This window comes from Denitromonas halophila (assembly GCF_007625155.1).
GTDB classification, from domain to species: domain Bacteria; phylum Pseudomonadota; class Gammaproteobacteria; order Burkholderiales; family Rhodocyclaceae; genus Nitrogeniibacter; species Nitrogeniibacter halophilus.
This window is the reverse complement of the sequence record NZ_VMNK01000014.1, coordinates 67,783-85,297: the sequence shown is the minus strand read 5'-3', so window position 1 is coordinate 85,297 and position 17,515 is coordinate 67,783. Positions and strand designations below refer to the sequence as shown.

Genomic DNA, 17,515 nt, shown 5'->3' with positions numbered 1-17,515 from the left:
GGACGCAACCTCTCGGCCGCTACTGCCCGCCATGCGAACAGACCCTTTCCGGTGTAAAACCGGGCGTGTGGATTTGTCTTGCAAGATCACCACGATCAAGCAAGCTCGCTAGTATAGCAGTGCAACATGACAGCGCTCAAGCGCATCCACACGCTGTTTTTGGCGGAAGATTGCTGGCGGCCCCGCCATGCGATAGCCTTTCGCCTTTACCGACCCCAGCACGACCATATAAGCATGACCATCGACATCAAGAATTCAGAAGACATCCAGCATATGCGCGTCGCCGGCCGATTGGCCGCGGAGGTGCTCGACTTCATCACCCCGCACGTCAAACCCGGCGTGACCACGGATGAACTCGACAAGCTGTGCCACGACTACATTGTCGACGTGCAGCAGGCCATTCCCGCGCCGCTGAACTACGCGCCATCGGGCTACACCCCCTATCCCAAGTCGATCTGCACCTCGATCAATCATCAGGTATGCCATGGCGTGCCGGGTGACAAGGCCTTGAAAAAAGGCGACATCGTCAATATCGACATCACCGTTATCAAGAACGGCTACCACGGTGACACCAGCCGGATGTTCGAGGTTGGCGCCGGCGTTTCCATCCTGGCCAAACGGCTTTGCCAGGTCACCTACGAGTGCATGTGGCTGGGCATTGCCATGGTCAAACCGGGTGCGCGTCTGGGCGACATCGGCGCCGCGATTCAAAAATATGCCGAAGAAAACGGTTTTTCCGTGGTGCGCGAATTCTGCGGCCACGGCATTGGCAAGAAATTTCATGAAGACCCGCAGGTGCTGCACTACGGCCGCCCCGGCACCGGCCTGGAACTGAAGGCAGGCATGACCTTCACCATCGAGCCGATGATCAACGCCGGCAAGGCCGCCATCTCCGAACTGCCCGACGGCTGGACCATCGTCACCAAAGACCGCAGCCTGTCGGCCCAGTGGGAGCACACCATTCTGGTGACCGAGACCGGCGTCGAGGTGCTGACCGTGTCCGACGGCACGCCCGCCCGCCCCGCCCTGGTCGACGCACTGCTGCCATGAGTGCGCGCCCCGTCGTCGCTCCGACGCGCACCGCGATCACCGCGGTTCGCGACACTATCCGTGACGGCGAAAAAAAGCTCGCGGACAATTACCTTGAGCGCCCGCTGACCGGCTCCTACCTGAAGGGCCGCACAAGCCTGGTCGACGGGGCAATCAAATCGCTCTGGCGAAGCTTCGGCCTGCCCGCCGACATCGCGCTGATCGCGACCGGCGGCTACGGGCGCGGTGAGCTGCATCCCTACTCTGATATCGACCTGCTCATCCTGCTGCCGGACACGGTCTCATCCGAGAGCGAAGCCCGACTCACCGGATTTGTCGGTGCGCTGTGGGATATCGGCCTGCATATCGGCCACAGCGTCCGCACCATCGACGAGTGCGTCGAAGCGGCGCGCAATGACGTCACCATCCAGACCAACCTGCTTGAAAAGCGACTCCTGGCCGGCCCACGCGCCCGCTTCGAATCCCTCGACAAGCAACTGTTTGCCGAACTCGACGCCGCCACTTTTTTTGCCGCCAAGCAACGCGAGCAGGAACAACGCTACGCGCGCTACCAGGACAGTCCCTATGCGCTTGAGCCCAATTGCAAGGAAAGCCCCGGCGGCCTGCGCGATCTGCAGGTGCTGGGCTGGGTGGCGCGGGCGGCGGGGCTGGGTAAAAGCTGGCGCGATCTCGCCCGCCGCCGGCTGATCACGGCCGACGAAGCCAATGATCTGCGCTCGGCCGAGCGTTTTTTGCAGCATGTGCGCATCCGTCTGCACCTGCTCGCCGGCCGGGCCGAAGATCGGCTGCTGTTTGATCATCAAGAGAACCTCGCCAAGGCCTTTGACATCAAGCCCACCGCAGGCAAGCGCGCCGCCGAAGTACTGATGCAGCGCTACTACCTGTCGGCCAAGAAGGTCACGCAACTCAACACCCTGCTCTCGCTGAACTATCGCGATGAGTTCTTTGAGCACGACCGGGCCGCACCGATTTTCATCGACGAGCAGTTCCAGAGCGTGCGCGACCTGCTCGACATCCGGCAAGACGATCTCTTTGAACACACGCCAGGCGCCATGTTCGACGCGTTCGCGCTGCTGCAGCAACGCTCGGAACTTACCGGCATGACCGCGCGTACACTGCGCGCGCTCTGGATCAACCGCCGGCGCATCAACGCCCGCTTCCGTGCCGACCCCGACAACCGAGCCCGCTTCATCTCGCTGCTCAAGGCCCGGCGCGGCATCGTGCACACCTTCCGGCGAATGAATCAGTACGGCATCCTGAGCAACTACCTGCCACCCTGGCGCAAGATTTCCTGCCAGATGCAGCACGACCTGTTTCATGTGTATACCGTCGATCAACACACCATGATGGTGCTGCGCAATCTGCGCCGCTTCACCATGGGCGAGCATGCGCACGAATACCCGCTCATGACACGCTTGATGCTGAGCTACCCGGACCACTGGCTGCTCTATGTCGCTTCGCTGTTTCACGACATCGCCAAAGGCCGTGGCGGCGACCACTCCAAACTCGGCATGGTCGATGCCCGCAACTTTTGCGAACAACACAGCCTGGCGCCCACCGAGACGACACTCGTGGAGTGGCTGGTCGAAAACCATCTTGTGATGTCGCATGTCGCGCAAAAGGAAGACATCACCGACCCGGATGTGGTCGAACGCTTCGCCGAGCGTGTCGGCACCGAGGAGCGGCTCATCGCACTCTACCTGCTTACTCACGCAGACATTCGCGGCACCAGCCCGAAGGTCTGGAACGGCTGGAAGGCGCGACTGCTCGAAGACCTCTTCCATGCTACCCAGCGCCTGTTACGTGGTGCCTCAGCGGTCGAAGCCCTGGGTCTGGATGAGCGCCAGCAAGACGCCGCGCGCATCCTGCGTTACTTCGGTCTTCGTCCCGGTACGGAAGACGCACTCTGGGCCAAGCTGGATTCGGTGTATTTCATGCGCCACTCAGCCGATGAGATCGCCTGGCATACGCGCCATCTCTACCACCGCCCGGACAGCCCGGCGCCGGTGGTCAAGGCGCGCCTGAGCGAAGGCGGCGAAAGTCTGCAGGTCATGATTTATACCCATGACCAGCGCGATCTGTTCAAACGCCTGTGTGGTTTCTTCGGCAAGCTCAGTTACACCATTCTTGATGCCAAGGTGCACACCACGCGGCACAACTTCGCGCTCGACAGCTTTGTGCTGCAAAACCCCGGTGGCAATTCGCACTATCGCGAGCATATTGCACTGATCGAGCACGAACTGATCACGCGTCTCACCACCGACGCGCCGATCGACCGCCCCACCGATACGCGACTCTCACGCAAGGTGCGGCATTTCCCGGTGGCGCCAGCCGTCAAGCTGCGCCCCGACGACAGCGCCAAGCATTACATCCTGACGCTGACCGCGGCCGACCGGCCAGGATTGCTGTTCGACATCGCGGAAACCCTCGCCTTCCACGAAGTCTCGGTGCTGGCCGCCAAGATCTCCACGCTGGGCGAACGGGTCGAAGACACCTTTCTGGTCACCGGGCGCGGGCTATCGAATGACGCCCACGCCTTGAAAGTCGAGCGCGACCTGGCAGACAAGCTGAGGATCTAGCCCTCAGCCCGACGCCCATCAGGCATCCTCGACGCACAAGCTGTCGAGGATGCAGCGCACTCGCAGCATCGCCTCGTGCAACACCACCTCGATACTGTCGAAGCTGATGCCCTGCTCGCTCGATGCGCGACCCGCAGCAAAGTTCGCCACCACGTTGATCGCGGCGTAAGGCAATTCCAGTTCCCGCGCCAGCACAGCCTCGGGCATGCCCGTCATGCCGACCAGATCGGCACCATCGCGCTCGAAACGATTGATCTCGGCAGCGGTCTCCAGACGTGGGCCCTGCGTGGTGGCATAGACGCCCCCATCGTGCACCGCCTGCCCCGCTGCCGCCGCGGCACGCAGCAAGCGCTGACGCAGTGCCTGATCATACGGATGCGTGAAATCGACGTGATGTACCGGCTGGTCCAGCGCATCGAAATACGTACTCTTGCGGCCCCAGGTGTAATCAATGATCTGGTCCGGCACAACCAGCACGCCTGGCCCGAAGTCTTCGCGAATGCCGCCAACCGAGGCGACCGAAATCACCCCCAGCGCGCCAACATGCTTCAAGGCCCACAGATTGGCGCGATAGTTCACCAGATGCGGCGGAATCGTGTGGCCGTAGCCGTGACGTGCCAGAAACACCACCGCCTGATCACACACCTGACCAAACGTCAGCGCGCCCGAGGGCTCACCATAGGGCGTACGCACCACTTCGCGACGGGTAATTTCAAGAGACGCCAATTGCGTCAAACCGCTTCCGCCAATGATGGCCAGCATCCAGGGAACTCCTGCAGCAGATGAAAAAGGGCGCCGATTTTACCACGCAGCCACTGAACAACTCGTGCACACCTTCTGACGGAAGCATGCTGCGACGCGACAGGCCATGGTAGAATCCGCCCCTTTTCAAACACTTCCGGCGCTTTTCATGTCCCGCTCCATTCGTAACATTGCCATCATCGCCCACGTTGACCACGGCAAAACCACCCTGGTCGACCAACTTCTGCGCCAATCCGGCACGTTCGCAGCCCACCAGGCCCTGTCCGAACGGGTGATGGACAGCAACGATCTCGAGAAAGAACGCGGCATCACGATTCTGTCGAAGAACTGCGCCATTCAGTACGGCGACACCCACATCAACATCGTTGACACCCCGGGACACGCCGACTTCGGCGGCGAAGTCGAGCGCGTGCTGTCGATGGTCGACGGCGTGCTGCTGCTGGTCGATGCGGTCGAAGGCCCGATGCCGCAGACCCGCTTCGTGACCCGCAAGGCGCTGGCCATGGGCCTCAAACCGATCGTGGTGGTCAACAAGATCGACCGCCCGGGTTCGCGTCCGGACTGGGTGATCAACCATACCTTCGACCTGTTCGACAAGCTCGGCGCAACCGAAGAGCAGCTCGACTTCCCGGTGGTTTTCGCGTCCGCCCTCAACGGCTACGCCATGCTGGACGCCGACAAGCCCGGCACCGACATGAAGCCGCTGTTCGAAGCGATTCTCGAGCATGTGGATCAACCGGACGTGGATCCCGATGCGCCGCTGCAGATCCAGATCTGTTCGCTCGATTACTCCACCTACATCGGCCAGCTCGGCATCGGCCGTGTGCGCCGTGGCCGCATCATGCCGAACCAGGAAGTGATCGTCATGTACGGCGACGAGAACCGTGGCAAGGCCAAGGTTGGCCAGGTGCTGACCTTCAAGGGCCTCGACCGCAGCTCCGCCGAATCCGCCGAAGCCGGCGACATCATTTTGGTGTCGGGTATCGAACAGGTGAACATCGGCGTCACGCTGTGTGCGCCCGAAGCGCTTGCCCCGATGCCCCCGATCGCTGTCGATGAGCCGACGCTGACCATGAACTTCCTGGTCAACACCTCACCGCTGGCTGGCCGCGAAGGCAAGTTTGTGACCAGCCGCCAGATCCGCGAGCGCCTGGAAAAAGAACTCCTCAAGAACGTCGCCCTGCGCGTGAATTTCACCGAAGACTCCGAAGTGTTCGAAGTGTCCGGCCGTGGCGAACTGCACCTGACCATCCTGCTCGAGAACATGCGTCGCGAAGGCTACGAGATGGCCGTTGGCCGTCCGCGCGTGGTGTTCCGTGAGATCGACGGCCAGAAGTGCGAGCCGTACGAAATGCTGACCGTCGACGTGGAAGAAGATCACCAGGGTGGCGTCATGGAAGAACTCGGTCGTCGTCGCGGCGAGCTGCAGGACATGCAGCCGGACGGCAAAGGCCGTGTACGCCTCGAGTACCGCATCCCGGCGCGCGGCCTGATCGGCTTCCAGGGCGAATTCCTGACCATGACCCGCGGTACCGGTCTGGCCAGCCACGTGTTCGACGACTACGGCCCGATCGCTGGCGCCATGGCAGAGCGCCGCAACGGCGTGCTGATCTCCCAGAACGACGGCGCCGCCGTCGCCTACGCCTTGTGGAACCTGCAAGACCGCGGCCGGATGTTCGTCAGCCCGGGCGACGCGCTGTACGAAGGCATGGTCATCGGCATCCACACCCGCGACAACGACCTCGTGGTCAACCCGATCAAGGGCAAGCAGCTGACCAACGTGCGCGCCTCGGGTACCGACGAGGCCGTGCGCCTGGTGCCGCCGATCAAGCTGACCCTGGAGTCGGCGATCGAATTCATCTCCGATGACGAACTGGTCGAGATCACGCCGAAATCGATTCGTCTGCGCAAGCGCTACCTCAAGGAACACGAGCGCAAGCGTGCCGGCAAGTCGGGCGACTAAGCCTAACGCAACAAAGACAAACGGCGCCCGCGGGCGCCGTTTGTCTTTGGGCTGAACCCTTTTACTTCGCGTCTTCCAGAACCGGCTCGCCCCGCGTCGCGAGGAATTCCGCAAACCCGGCGCCGACTTCGGCATGCCGAAGACCGAACTCCACGGTCGCTTTCAGGTAGCCCAGTTTGGAGCCGCAGTCATAGCGCACGCCGTCGTACTGATGCGCCAGCACCGCCTCTTCTTTGAGTAGCGAAGCGATTGCATCGGTAAGCTGCAACTCGCCGCCGGCACCCGGTTTGACGTTGCGCAGGTGATCAAAGATGCGGGGGGTCAAAATGTAGCGCCCGACTACCGCCTGCGTCGTCGGCGCGTCGGCGGGGTTCGGCTTTTCGACGATGCCGGTCATACGCTGCACCGGGCCGTCCTGGCGCTCGGTGCTGACGATGCCGTACTGACGGGTGGCTTCGCGCGGCACATTCATGGTGCCAAGCACCGAGCAGCGGTGATAGTTGTACACCGAGGCCATCTGCTTGAGCACCGGATCGCCGCCGGGATTGTCGAGCAAGTCGTCGGCCAGAATCACGGCGAAGGGCTCGTCGCCAATCACCGGCGCCGCGCAGAGCACGGCGTGTCCGAGGCCCAGGGCTTCGGGCTGGCGGATGTAGATGCAATTGACGTGCGACGGCACGGTGTTGCGCACCAACTCCAGCATGGCTTCCTTGCCGCGCGCCAGCAGTTCGGTTTCAAGCTCATAGGCCTTGTCGAAGTGGTCCTCGATGGCGCGCTTGGTCCGGCCCGTAATGAAGATCAGATCCGTCACGCCAGCGGCAACTGCCTCTTCTACCGCGTACTGAATCAGGGGCTTGTCGACGATGGGCAGCATTTCCTTGGGACTGGCCTTGGTCGCCGGCAAAAAGCGGGTGCCCATACCGGCGACCGGAAACACGGCCTTGGTAACAATCTTCATGTTGATGACTCCGTAAGCAAATTCGTTTCGCCGCCGCCGAGCAAGGCATGCAGTGCCGCTTCGTCAAGCACGGTCACGCCCAGCGACTCGGCCTTGGTCAGCTTGCTGCCAGCCGCTTCGCCGGCGACCAGATAATCAGTTTTCTTGGAGACCGAGCCCGCCACCTTGCCGCCAGCGGCTTCGATCAAGGCGCGTGCTTCATCGCGTGACAAGGAGGGTAAGGTACCAGTGATGACGAGCGTTTTACCGGCCAGCGGCCCGTTGGTGGTCAAGGCCGGCGCATGTTCCAGCCAGTGAATGCCCGCGGCACGCAGTTGGGCGATCACTTCGCGATTATGCGGTTCAGCTATGAATTCGACGATGCACTTTGCCACGATCGGCCCGACATCCGGTACCGCTTCGAGCGCTGCCGCATCGGCCGCGAGCAGCGCGTCGAGCCCGCCAAAATGGCGTGCCAGATCACGCGCAGTCGACTCGCCCACGTTCCGAATGCCCAACGCGTAGATAAAGCGCTGCAGCGTCGTCTCGCGGCTCGCGTCGATCGCGGCCACCACATTGGCGGCGGACTTCTGCGCCATGCGCGCCAAGCCGGCCAGCGTGTCGGCGCTGAGCGAAAACAGATCGGCCGGGGTCTTGACCAGCCCCTGCTCCACCAGCTGTTCGATCAGCTTGTCGCCCAGGCCTTCAATATCCAGGGCTTTACGGCTGGCAAAGTGGATGATCGCCTGCGTCCGTTGTGCTGCGCAGAACAGCCCGCCCGAACAGCGTGCGACCGCTTCGTCTTCACCGCGCACCGCGTGCGAGCCACACACCGGGCACTCCGTCGGCATCTCGAATTCATGCTCGGAACCATCGCGGTACGCCACGACAGGCCCAACAACTTCCGGAATCACATCGCCAGCACGACGCACGATCACCTGATCGCCAATGCGCACATCCTTGCGGCGGATCTCGTCTTCATTGTGCAAGGTCGCGTTGGTGACCGTGACCCCGCCCACAAAGACCGGCGCCAGCCGCGCCACCGGGGTCAGCGCGCCGGTGCGACCGACCTGGATTTCAATGCCCAGCAGACGCGTCATTTGTTCCTGCGCGGGATACTTGTGTGCTACCGCCCAGCGCGGCTCGCGACTGACGAAACCGAGCTCACGCTGCAAGCTGCGGTCATCCACTTTGTAGACCACGCCATCGATGTCATAGGGCAAGGCATCGCGCATCGCCTCGATCCTGGCGTGAAACGCGATCAGTCCCTCTGGCCCGTCAGACACACAGCGGTGGCTGCACACCGGAAAGCCGAAATCCGCCAGCGCATCGAGCAGGCCGCTTTGCGTTGCGGGTTCAGTCCAGGCTTGGGTTTCGCCCAGGCCGTAGGCAAAAAATGATAACGGCCGCCGCGCGCTGACCGCCGGGTCAAGCTGGCGCACCGCGCCGGCGGCCGTGTTGCGCGGATTGACGAAGGTCTTCTCGCCCCGCTCGCGCTGCGTCGCGTTCAAGCGCTCAAAATCATCTCGGCGCATGTAGATTTCGCCGCGCACCTCCAGCACGGCCGGCGCGTCGCCGTGCAAACGCAGGGGAATCTGGCCGATCGTGCGCACCGTATGCGTGACCTCCTCGCCCGTCTGGCCGTCGCCGCGTGTTGCGGCCCGAACCAGAACGCCATGCTCGTAGCGAAGGTTGATGGCCAGCCCGTCAAATTTCAATTCGGCCGAATAGCGCACCGCGGGGTCGCTCTCGTCCAGCCCAAGCCCCCGCCGCACCCGGGCGTCAAAAGACAGGGCGCCCTGGGCGCTCTTGTCGGTCTCGGTGTTGATCGACAGCATTGGCACCGCATGGGCGACCGCCACCAATTCTGGCAAGGGTGCGCCGCCCACCCGCTGAGTCGGCGAATCGGCCGTGCGAAGCTCGGGGTAGTCATGCTCCAAGGCCTGGAGCTCTTCAAACAGGCGGTCGTACTCGGCGTCCGGCACGGTGGGCGCATCGAGCACGTAATAAGCGTGGCTATGGCGTGACAACTCCACGCGCAGCGTTTCGGCGCGCTGCGCCGCTGACTCGGGGACAGCCATGGGGCTCAGGCAGCGAACAGGCGCATGGCCAGCGCGCTACCGGCGGGCAGGCCGTACTCGTTCATCTGCGCCTGGAAGTGCTGGATCTGACCGCGAATGACCTTGGCCGCATCGGGCCCGAAAGGGCTGCGATTGTCGTCGACCAGGTCGGCATCCAGCGCGTCGGCGAGCTGGCGGGCGACCAGCATCATGCGATCGAACACTTGCGCGCCTTGGGCCACACGCGGCACATCAACAATCAAAGTCAGGCCATGGGTCTGCAGCTCACGCATGCCGTCGGCGGTGAGCAGCTTGGGTTCGAGGTTGCCGAGCACAAACAGGCTGTTGCCCTCGTCGTCTTCTGAATGAAACAGCCCGTCGCCGCGCAGCACCATGCCTTGCGCTTCAACCAGACCGCGCAGCTTGGTGCCGGCAAAGGCCGCGCCGCGGCTCACCAGATTGATGCCGATCTGCACATCGACGCTGGCACAGAAACGGTCCAGCTCTTCGGCCCGACCGAGCGCCTCGGCGCGCGCCAGGGGCGAGGCCGGAATGGCCATGAACTGATCGGCGAGACGCTGCACGCCGTCCACAAAACGGGTGAAGTCCGAGTCATTGATCGGGCCGCGCCGATCGACCATCTGCATGGCGGAGCAGAACCAGTGATGCGCCTCGGCGCTGCTGCGATCGAGGCTGATCCACTTGTTGCTGTTTTCATCAAAGGCAAACCAGCCGACCGGTTTCGACAAACCATCGAGCTCGACCTGTTGCGCCTGCCAGACGCGACTGGCGACCAGCGGCTCGATCGATTCGATGCGCAGCACGCAATCGACGCGCTCGTCCACATCGGCCGGCACCTCGGGCGCCTTTCGCCCGGCTTCCGCCGATGGCGTCGGCCGAGGCTCTGCCGCCGGTGCGCTGATGGGCTCCCGCGGCAGTTCATCGTCGGGCACCGTATCGGCGATCTCGTCGGATCGATCGATCGACAGGCTGGGCTCAAACAGCACATCCCGGTGTTCCGAGCGGAACGCCTTTTCGTGATGCTTTTGCGCCTTGCGCTCCTGCCATTTGTTATAGGCGAGAACGCCGACCACGGCGGCCACGCCGGCACCGATCAAACCCAGTTGCAACTCACTGATTGCCATGTTTTCCTTGCTCTTTACTCACGCGGGGGCGGCATCCGCCATCCGCAATGCTTCTTCCATGTCGACTTCGACAATACGCGATACGCCCTGCTCCTGCATCGTCACCCCCACCAGCTGCTGGGCGATCTCCATCGTGATCTTGTTGTGACTGATGAACAGGAACTGGGTCTGTGATGCCATTCGCTTGACCATCTCGCAGAAGCGTCCAGTGTTGGTATCGTCCAATGGCGCGTCCACCTCGTCAAGCATGCAAAACGGTGCCGGATTGAGCTGGAACAGCGAAAACACCAGCGCAATCGCGGTCAAGGCCTTTTCTCCACCCGACAGAAGGTGGATTGATGCGTTCTTTTTGCCCGGTGGCTGGGCCACGATCTGGATGCCCGCGTCGAGAATCTCGTCCCCGGTGAGCACCAAACGCGCCTGACCGCCTCCGAACAGCTGCGGAAACAGCGTCGAAAACTGGGCACTGACCGTATCGTACGTGACCTGAAGCTGCTCGCGGGTTTCGCGATCGATCCGGCGGATTGCGTCTTCGAGTGTGGCGATCGCTTCGGTCAGGTCCGCATGCTGCGCATCCAGATAGCCCTTGCGTTCGCTGGCGCTCTTCAACTCGTCAAGCGCAGCGAGGTTGACCGCGCCAAGTGCGTCAATCTGCCGCGCCAGACTGGCGACGTCTCGTTGCAAGGCAGTTTCGCGCACATCGGCCAGCAGCGGTGTCAGCAGCGCCTCATCGGCCTCGACCTCATCCAGACGGCTCTGGTGTTGGGCTTGCGCCAATTCGGCGGCCTGACGCGCCAGGCGCAACTCGGCGACCTGATCGCGCAGCGGTGCGGCCGCCTGCTCGAGGCGCAGACGATCTTCTTCCAATACCTTGAGTTGGGCAGCGGCCTCGGCGAGTTGATCGCGCCGCGCACTCAATGCAGTTTCGCGCGAGGCGCGCTGTTCGAGCGCCGCCTGCAATGCCGCTTCGCCGGCCAACGGATCGGTCGCGTCATGCTCGGCAGCGCGCACTGTGCGTTCTTGCGCGATACGCGCCAACTGCTCGGCTGCCAGCGCTAGGTTGCGCGCGATATCGTCGAGCTTGCCGCCGCACTCGCGCTGCGAAAACCCGGCTTCGCTCATGTCGCGCGCCAGGCTTTGCAACTGATTCTGCGCTTCGCGATACGCCGCTTCGCGATCAGCGCGCACGGTATTGGCATGCTCGAGGCGTTCGCGCAGGACCTCGACCAGCGCCTCGCAACGTGACAACTCGCTGCCGGCAACGCTCAGGTGCTCCTGCTCGACCGCCAGCGCACGCTGGATTTCAGACAGATCGCCGGCAATGCGCGCCTGCTGCTCTTCGGCCCGCTGGCGCGCTTGGGTCTGCTTGAGCAGCGCCACTTGCGCCTGATGCACCGCGCCCTGGCGATCCTGCTGCTGACGACGCAACTCCGTCGCGCGTGCCTGGGTCAGCGCAAAGATCCGATCAGCCTCAGCCACGGCCGCCTGCGCGGTCTCGTGACCGGTCGCCAGGGTGTCGAGCAAGGCATCAAGTTCGTGAATTTCACGTTCGCGCTCGATCACGCCATGGGTGCGTGCATCGGCCACATAGTGGATGAAGCAGTCCCGCGTCAGGCATTGGCCGTCGGGCGCGACAAGCACCTGCCCGGGTGCCAGCGTGTCGCGTCGATCCGCCCAGGCGGCGAGATCATCTACGGCATACACGCCCGCCAGCCAGTGCGCGAGGGTGCCGTACAGCGAGGCATCGCAGCGCAGATGCGCGATCAGCAGGGTCGCACCAGCCAGGGGCGCCGCCTCTTCATGAGGCGCTACCACGGCACGCATGACCGCGAGCGTGCTGGGCGGCGGTTCGGCGCGCCAGGCCGCCAGATCGGCCAGGGCCGACTCCGGCAGCGCAGCCAGGCGCTCGCGCAACACTGCCTCGACGGCACTCTCCCACCCGGCGGCCACTTCGAGCTGTTGCCACAACGCGGTCGCACCTTCGAGACCACGGTGCCGCAACCAGTCACCCAGCGCGCCTTGCTGCTTCACCTTGCGCTGAAGCTGGACCAGCGCTTCGTGACGCGCCTGGGCAGTGGTCAGGCGGCGCTGAATCTCGCGCTCTTCATCGGCTGCGCGCTTGAGCGCCGCCTGTTGTGCCGGCATCGCGCTTTGCAGCGCGTCGTTTTCTTCGATGAGTTGATGCAATGCGTCTTCGGCGGCTGTCAGTTGCATCTCGCAGCGGGCCACCTCGGTCTCGGGTGGCGCCGCGATCTGCCCTTCTTCGGCGCTGAGCCGTGTCTGACGCACCTGCAGCGCGTCGAGCGCGCGTCGAGCGCTGGCGCAGCGGGTTTCTTCGACACGGGCTTGCTGTTCGGTCTGCGCCAGCTCACGACGCGCCGCCGCGGCCGTGGCCTCAGCGGTTCGAAAGTGCGACTCGGCCTCGGGCACGCGATCTGCCGCCGCCTCGTGCCGTGCTTCGGCCTGCGCCAGACGCAAATCGGCTACTTCGAGCAGGGCTTGCCAGCGGGCCTGCTCCTCGATCAATTGCCCCTGCCGCGTCGCCCAATGGGTGTGTTCACCATCGAGCTGTTCGAGCCGTGCTGCGAGCCGGCGACGATTATCGGCCAGATGCTGACGCTCGCCTTCGAGCCGGCTGACTTCGGCCGACGCGTTGAAGAAGTCGTTCTGCGCGACCTGCACCGCCTCGCTTGCACCTTGATGCACCCCGCGCGCGGTGTCGATGGCCGCAGTCAGCTCGCCGAGCCGGGTGCTGTCAGACTCCATCTGACGGCTGGCGCCTTCGAGCGCCTGAACGACGCGCTCGCTTTCGGCACGCGCTTCGTTGCGTTTGAGCAGCCACAGCAGCTGCTGCTTCTGGGCGTGATCGTGGTGCATCCGGCGATAGCGCTCGGCGATCTCGGCCTGACCTTCGAGTCGGGTGATGCGATCGCCGAGTTCGAGACAGATGTCGTCAAGACGCAGCAAGTTTTCGCCGGCATCGGAGAGGCGGCCTTCGGTCTCGCGCCGGCGCTCACGGTACTTGGTGACACCCGCGGCCTCCTCCAGAAAGCCACGCACCTCTTCGGGGCGTGCCTCGATGATGCGCGAGATCATGCCCTGCTCGATGATGGCGTAGGCGCGCGGACCCAAGCCGGTGCCCAGGAACAGATCGACCACGTCCTTGCGGCGCACCAGCACGTTATTAATGTAGTAGGACGAATCGCCGCTGCGATCGAGCACCCGTTTGACCGCAATCTCGGCATATTGCGACCACTGCCCGGCGGCCTTGCCATCGGCGTTGTCGAAGACCAGCTCAACACTGGCGCGCGAGACCGCCTTGCGGGTGGTCGAGCCGTTGAAGATCACGTCCTGCATCGAGGCGCCACGCAGCGCGGACGCGCGCGTCTCGCCGAGCACCCAGCGCACGGCGTCGATGATGTTGGATTTGCCGCAACCGTTGGGGCCGACCACGCCGACGAGCTGTCCAGGGGACAACACCGTGGTCGGATCGACGAAGGTTTTGAAGCCGGCAAGTTTGAGGCGAGACAGTCTCACGGCGGTTCGATCTGGCGGACAATGCGCGGCCGGTTGAGCGCAAGTGCGCGGCGCGGTAGATAAGCGGGCTATGATAGCATCTTCGCCGACTTCAACTGCCCGGCAAGCGTGCCTTTGATGACATTTGGTAACGCTTTCGCCGCCCAATCGAGCCCGCCGTGAATCCCGACCTCGACCGACTCCAGCCCTACCCGTTTGAAAAACTGCGCACGCTCTTCGAAGGACTGCCCACCGACTCGCCGCACAGCGCCATCCGCTTGTCGATCGGCGAGCCGCGCCACGACACGCCCAAGCTCATCACCGACGCGCTGGCGGCCAATCTCAATGGCCTGGCCAACTACCCGCTGACCACCGGCACCCCCGCCCTGCGCCAGACCATCGTCGACTGGCTGATGCGCCGCTACGGTCTGGATGCCGTTTCGGCAGAAACCCAGGTGCTACCGGTCACCGGCTCGCGCGAGGCCTTGTTTGCCTTCGCCCAATGCGTGGTTGATCGCACCCAGCCGAATGCACGGGTGATGTGCCCGAATCCGTTCTATCAAATCTACGAAGGCGCCGCCCTGCTTGCCGGCGCGCAGCCGTTATTCATCAACACGGTGGCCTCGTCCGACTTCAGCTTTGACATCAGCGGCGTTGATGCCGACACCTGGCGCACCGTTCAGCTGGTGTATGTGTGCTCGCCCGGCAACCCCACCGGCCACGTAATGTCGCTGGACGAATGGCGCACGCTGTTTGCCCTGTCGGACGAACACGGCTTTGTCATCGCGGCCGACGAGTGCTACTCGGAGATCTATTTTGATGAAGCCTCACCGCCGCTGGGCGCGCTGGAGGCCGCCTGGCAGCTTGGCCGCACCGACTTCCGCAATGTGGTGGTGTTCTCCAGCCTGTCGAAACGCTCCAACGTGCCGGGCCTGCGCTCGGGTTTCGTGGCAGGCGATGCCGCCGTGCTCAAACAGTTCCTGCGCTATCGCACCTACCACGGCTGCGCCATGAGCCCGTCGGTGCAGGAAGCGTCCATCGCCGCCTGGAACGACGAAGCCCATGTGATCGAGAACCGTCGCCTGTACCGCGAAAAGTTCGACCGGATCACCCCAATGCTGGCCCCGTGGCTGGGCGTGCAGAAGCCCGACGCCGGTTTTTACCTGTGGGCGCGCACGCCGGGCTCGGACACCGATTTCGCCCGCGGCCTGCAGGCTGAATATAATGTGACGGTTCTGCCGGGCAGCTACCTGGCCCGCGAAGCCAATGGACTCAACCCCGGCGCCGGCTATGTACGCATCGCGCTGGTGGCCGCACCTGACGAGTGCCTGGAGGCGGCCGAACGCATCGTCGCCTTCTGCCGCGCCGGCCAATAAATCAACGCCATTTCAAATCATCGACAAAGGGACACCCCCCCATGCAACAACTCCAACAGATCATCGACACCGCCTTTGACAACCGCGCCAGCCTGTCGCCGACCAGCGCGCCGGCCGAAATCCGCGAAGCCGTCGAAGAAGTCATCGCCGGCCTGGACAACGGCAGCCTGCGCGTGGCGCAGAAAGTCGACGGCCAGTGGGTGGTCAATCAGTGGGTCAAGAAGGCCGTGCTGATCTCTTTCCGCCTGCGCGACAACGGAATCATGCCAGGCGGCTCGACCAACTTCTACGACAAGGTCCCCACCAAATTCGGTGATTACACGCCCGAGCAGTTCCAGCAAGGCGGCTTCCGCGTGGTGCCGCCCGCCACTGCGCGCAAGGGCAGCTTCATCGGCAAGAACGTGGTGCTGATGCCCTCCTATGTGAACATCGGCGCCTATGTCGATGAAGGCACCATGGTCGACACTTGGGCCACCGTAGGCTCCTGCGCACAGATCGGTAAGAACGTGCATCTGTCGGGTGGCGTGGGCATCGGTGGCGTGCTCGAACCCGTCCAGGCCGGCCCCGTCATCATCGAAGACAATGTCTTTGTCGGCGCCCGTTCAGAAGTCGTCGAAGGTGTCGTTATCGAAGAGAATGCTGTGCTCTCGATGGGCGTGTATCTCGGTCAAAGCACCAAGATTTACGACCGCGAAACCGGCTCGGTGACCTACGGCCGCGTGCCGTCGGGCGCCGTCGTAGTCCCGGGTAGCCTGCCCTCCGCCGACGGGAAGTACAGCCTGTACTGCGCCGTGATCGTCAAGCGTGTCGACGCGCAAACCCGCGCCAAGACTGGCATCAACGAGTTGCTGCGCGGCGCTTGATTCACACCGCTGGGGCGGGCTGTTGCCTGCCCCGAACGACTGTATAACCCGCCAGGAAGTGCACGCGATGATCCTCGACAAGCTGTTCACCCTGATGGCCGAGAAGAACGCTTCGGACATCTTCATCACGGCCGGCGTCCCCATCCACATCAAGATTGAAGGCGAAACCCTGCCCATCAATCAGCAGATGATGGAGCCGACGATGATCCGGCGCATGGCCGACGAGATCATGGCGCCAGAGCAGGCGGTGCGCTTCGACAAAGACAAGGAGATGAATCTCTCCTTCGGTCGGCGTGATGTGGGCAACTTCCGGGTGAACCTCTTCTGGCAACGCAACAGCGTGGCCATCGTGGTGCGTTTCATCCGTGGCGACATCCCCACGCTCGATTCGCTCAAGCTGCCTGAAAAGCTCGCCGACATCATCATGGAAAAGCGTGGTCTGGTGCTGGTCGTGGGCGCCACCGGCTCGGGCAAGTCGACCACCATGGCCTCGATGATCGACCACCGGAACCGCAACCGGACAGGTCACATCCTGACCATCGAAGACCCGATCGAATACCTCTTCAAGCACCGCAAGTCGATCATCAACCAGCGTGAAATCGGCATCGACACGCACGACTGGCACGAAGCACTGCGCAACGCCATGCGTCAAGCGCCCGACTGCATCCTGATTGGCGAAATCCGCGACAAGGACACCATGCAGGCCGCGCTGGCCTATGCGCAAACCGGTCACCTCTGCCTGGCCACATTGCACGCCAACAACGCCTATCACGCGCTGAACCGCATCGTGAACTTCTTCCCGCTGGAAAACCGCCCGCTGCTCTACCTCGATCTGGCGGTCGCGCTCAAGTGCATCATTTCCCAGCGCCTGGTGCGCCGTCCTGACGGGCTGCGCCTACCCTCGGTCGAGCTGCTGTTGAACACCCGCCATGTGGCCGAGCTGATCGAACGCGGCGAGATCAGCAGCATCAAGGAAGCCATGGAGCAGACACTTGCCCCGGGCTCGCAAACCTTCGAGCAAGACCTGTTCCGCCTCTACCGCGAAAAGATCATCACGCTCGACGAAGCCTTGGCGCACGCCGATTCGCCCACCAACCTGTCCTGGCTGATCAACAACTCGCAGATCAGCACCGACACCAGCGACCAGCCCCCGCCAAAGCGTCAGCACAACGGCATCATCGATTTTGAAAGCACCCAGCCGGACGGCGCCTCCTTCAGCGAATTCACCTTGAACCTCGAAGATCGCTGATCGCCAGCTCAGTCA

At 63.3% G+C, this 17,515-nt stretch carries 11 protein-coding genes; 6 read left to right on the top strand and 5 right to left on the bottom strand.

Features of this window, described 5'->3' with window-relative positions:
• Positions 1-234: 234 nt before the first annotated feature.
• Together map and FHP91_RS14035 are read left to right on the top strand one after the other, a co-directional pair.
• A complete protein-coding gene (gene map, locus FHP91_RS14040) occupies positions 235-1,050 on the top strand; it encodes a type I methionyl aminopeptidase (RefSeq protein ID WP_144310190.1) in 816 nt (271 codons plus the stop codon).
• Positions 1,047-3,629 carry a [protein-PII] uridylyltransferase gene (locus tag FHP91_RS14035; protein WP_144310189.1) on the top strand — a complete coding sequence of 861 codons (2,583 nt, stop codon included), beginning with the start codon at positions 1,047-1,049 and terminating at the stop codon, positions 3,627-3,629. The genes map and FHP91_RS14035 overlap by 4 nt, the downstream gene beginning before the upstream one ends.
• A gap of 18 nt (positions 3,630-3,647) precedes the next feature.
• On the opposite strand, the gene FHP91_RS14030 is transcribed toward FHP91_RS14035, so the two are convergent.
• Positions 3,648-4,391: an S-methyl-5'-thioinosine phosphorylase gene (locus FHP91_RS14030; protein WP_144310188.1), complete on the bottom strand. Its 744-nt coding sequence runs from the start codon at positions 4,389-4,391 to the stop codon at positions 3,648-3,650.
• 148 nt (positions 4,392-4,539) lie between these two features.
• On the opposite strand from FHP91_RS14030, the gene typA reads away from it, so the two are divergent.
• Complete coding sequence (gene typA / locus FHP91_RS14025; protein ID WP_144173527.1) at positions 4,540-6,354, top strand: translational GTPase TypA; 1,815 nt, start codon at positions 4,540-4,542, stop codon at positions 6,352-6,354.
• 61 nt (positions 6,355-6,415) lie between these two features.
• Here typA and galU read toward each other — a convergent pair whose 3' ends face one another.
• Genes galU through smc form a run of 4 tightly spaced genes read right to left on the bottom strand, consistent with a single transcriptional unit; the run spans position 6,416 to position 14,033 of the window.
• A complete protein-coding gene (gene galU, locus FHP91_RS14020) occupies positions 6,416-7,312 on the bottom strand; it encodes a UTP--glucose-1-phosphate uridylyltransferase GalU (RefSeq protein WP_144310187.1) in 897 nt (298 codons plus the stop codon).
• Complete coding sequence (gene ligA / locus FHP91_RS14015; RefSeq protein WP_144310186.1) at positions 7,309-9,372, bottom strand: NAD-dependent DNA ligase LigA; 2,064 nt, start codon at positions 9,370-9,372, stop codon at positions 7,309-7,311. Before ligA ends, galU begins: the two co-directional genes overlap by 4 nt.
• Before the next feature lie 5 nt (positions 9,373-9,377).
• Entirely contained in the window at positions 9,378-10,496 is a 1,119-nt protein-coding gene (locus tag FHP91_RS14010; RefSeq protein WP_144310185.1) for a cell division protein ZipA C-terminal FtsZ-binding domain-containing protein, read from the bottom strand.
• Between the two features lie 18 nt (positions 10,497-10,514).
• Positions 10,515-14,033, bottom strand: a complete 3,519-nt coding sequence (gene smc, locus FHP91_RS14005) for a chromosome segregation protein SMC (RefSeq protein ID WP_144310184.1) — start codon at positions 14,031-14,033, stop codon at positions 10,515-10,517.
• A 158-nt stretch (positions 14,034-14,191) separates the two neighbouring features.
• Here smc and dapC point away from each other — a divergent pair, with 158 nt between their 5' ends.
• The 3 genes from dapC to FHP91_RS13990 all read left to right on the top strand — a co-directional run bounded on the left by dapC (position 14,192) and on the right by FHP91_RS13990 (position 17,500).
• Positions 14,192-15,388, top strand: a complete 1,197-nt coding sequence (gene dapC / locus FHP91_RS14000) for a succinyldiaminopimelate transaminase (protein WP_144310183.1) — start codon at positions 14,192-14,194, stop codon at positions 15,386-15,388.
• A gap of 41 nt (positions 15,389-15,429) precedes the next feature.
• Positions 15,430-16,251 (top strand): 2,3,4,5-tetrahydropyridine-2,6-dicarboxylate N-succinyltransferase, encoded by an 822-nt coding sequence (gene dapD / locus FHP91_RS13995; RefSeq protein ID WP_144310182.1) that lies wholly within the window; start codon positions 15,430-15,432, stop codon positions 16,249-16,251.
• 67 nt (positions 16,252-16,318) lie between these two features.
• Positions 16,319-17,500 (top strand): PilT/PilU family type 4a pilus ATPase, encoded by a 1,182-nt coding sequence (locus FHP91_RS13990; RefSeq protein ID WP_144310181.1) that lies wholly within the window; start codon positions 16,319-16,321, stop codon positions 17,498-17,500.
• The last annotated feature ends 15 nt before the right edge of the window (positions 17,501-17,515 follow it).

What these genes read in the sequence shown, in the direction of transcription:
- map (WP_144310190.1), top strand. Translation starts at nt 235, where the DNA reads ATGACCATCGACATCAAGAATTCAGAAGACATCCAGCATATGCGCGTC.
- FHP91_RS14035 (WP_144310189.1), top strand. Translation starts at nt 1,047, where the DNA reads ATGAGTGCGCGCCCCGTCGTCGCTCCGACGCGCACCGCGATCACCGCG.
- FHP91_RS14030 (WP_144310188.1), bottom strand. Translation starts at nt 4,391, where the DNA reads ATGCTGGCCATCATTGGCGGAAGCGGTTTGACGCAATTGGCGTCTCTT.
- typA (WP_144173527.1), top strand. Translation starts at nt 4,540, where the DNA reads ATGTCCCGCTCCATTCGTAACATTGCCATCATCGCCCACGTTGACCAC.
- galU (WP_144310187.1), bottom strand. Translation starts at nt 7,312, where the DNA reads ATGAAGATTGTTACCAAGGCCGTGTTTCCGGTCGCCGGTATGGGCACC.
- ligA (WP_144310186.1), bottom strand. Translation starts at nt 9,372, where the DNA reads ATGGCTGTCCCCGAGTCAGCGGCGCAGCGCGCCGAAACGCTGCGCGTG.
- FHP91_RS14010 (WP_144310185.1), bottom strand. Translation starts at nt 10,496, where the DNA reads ATGGCAATCAGTGAGTTGCAACTGGGTTTGATCGGTGCCGGCGTGGCC.
- dapD (WP_144310182.1), top strand. Translation starts at nt 15,430, where the DNA reads ATGCAACAACTCCAACAGATCATCGACACCGCCTTTGACAACCGCGCC.
- FHP91_RS13990 (WP_144310181.1), top strand. Translation starts at nt 16,319, where the DNA reads ATGATCCTCGACAAGCTGTTCACCCTGATGGCCGAGAAGAACGCTTCG.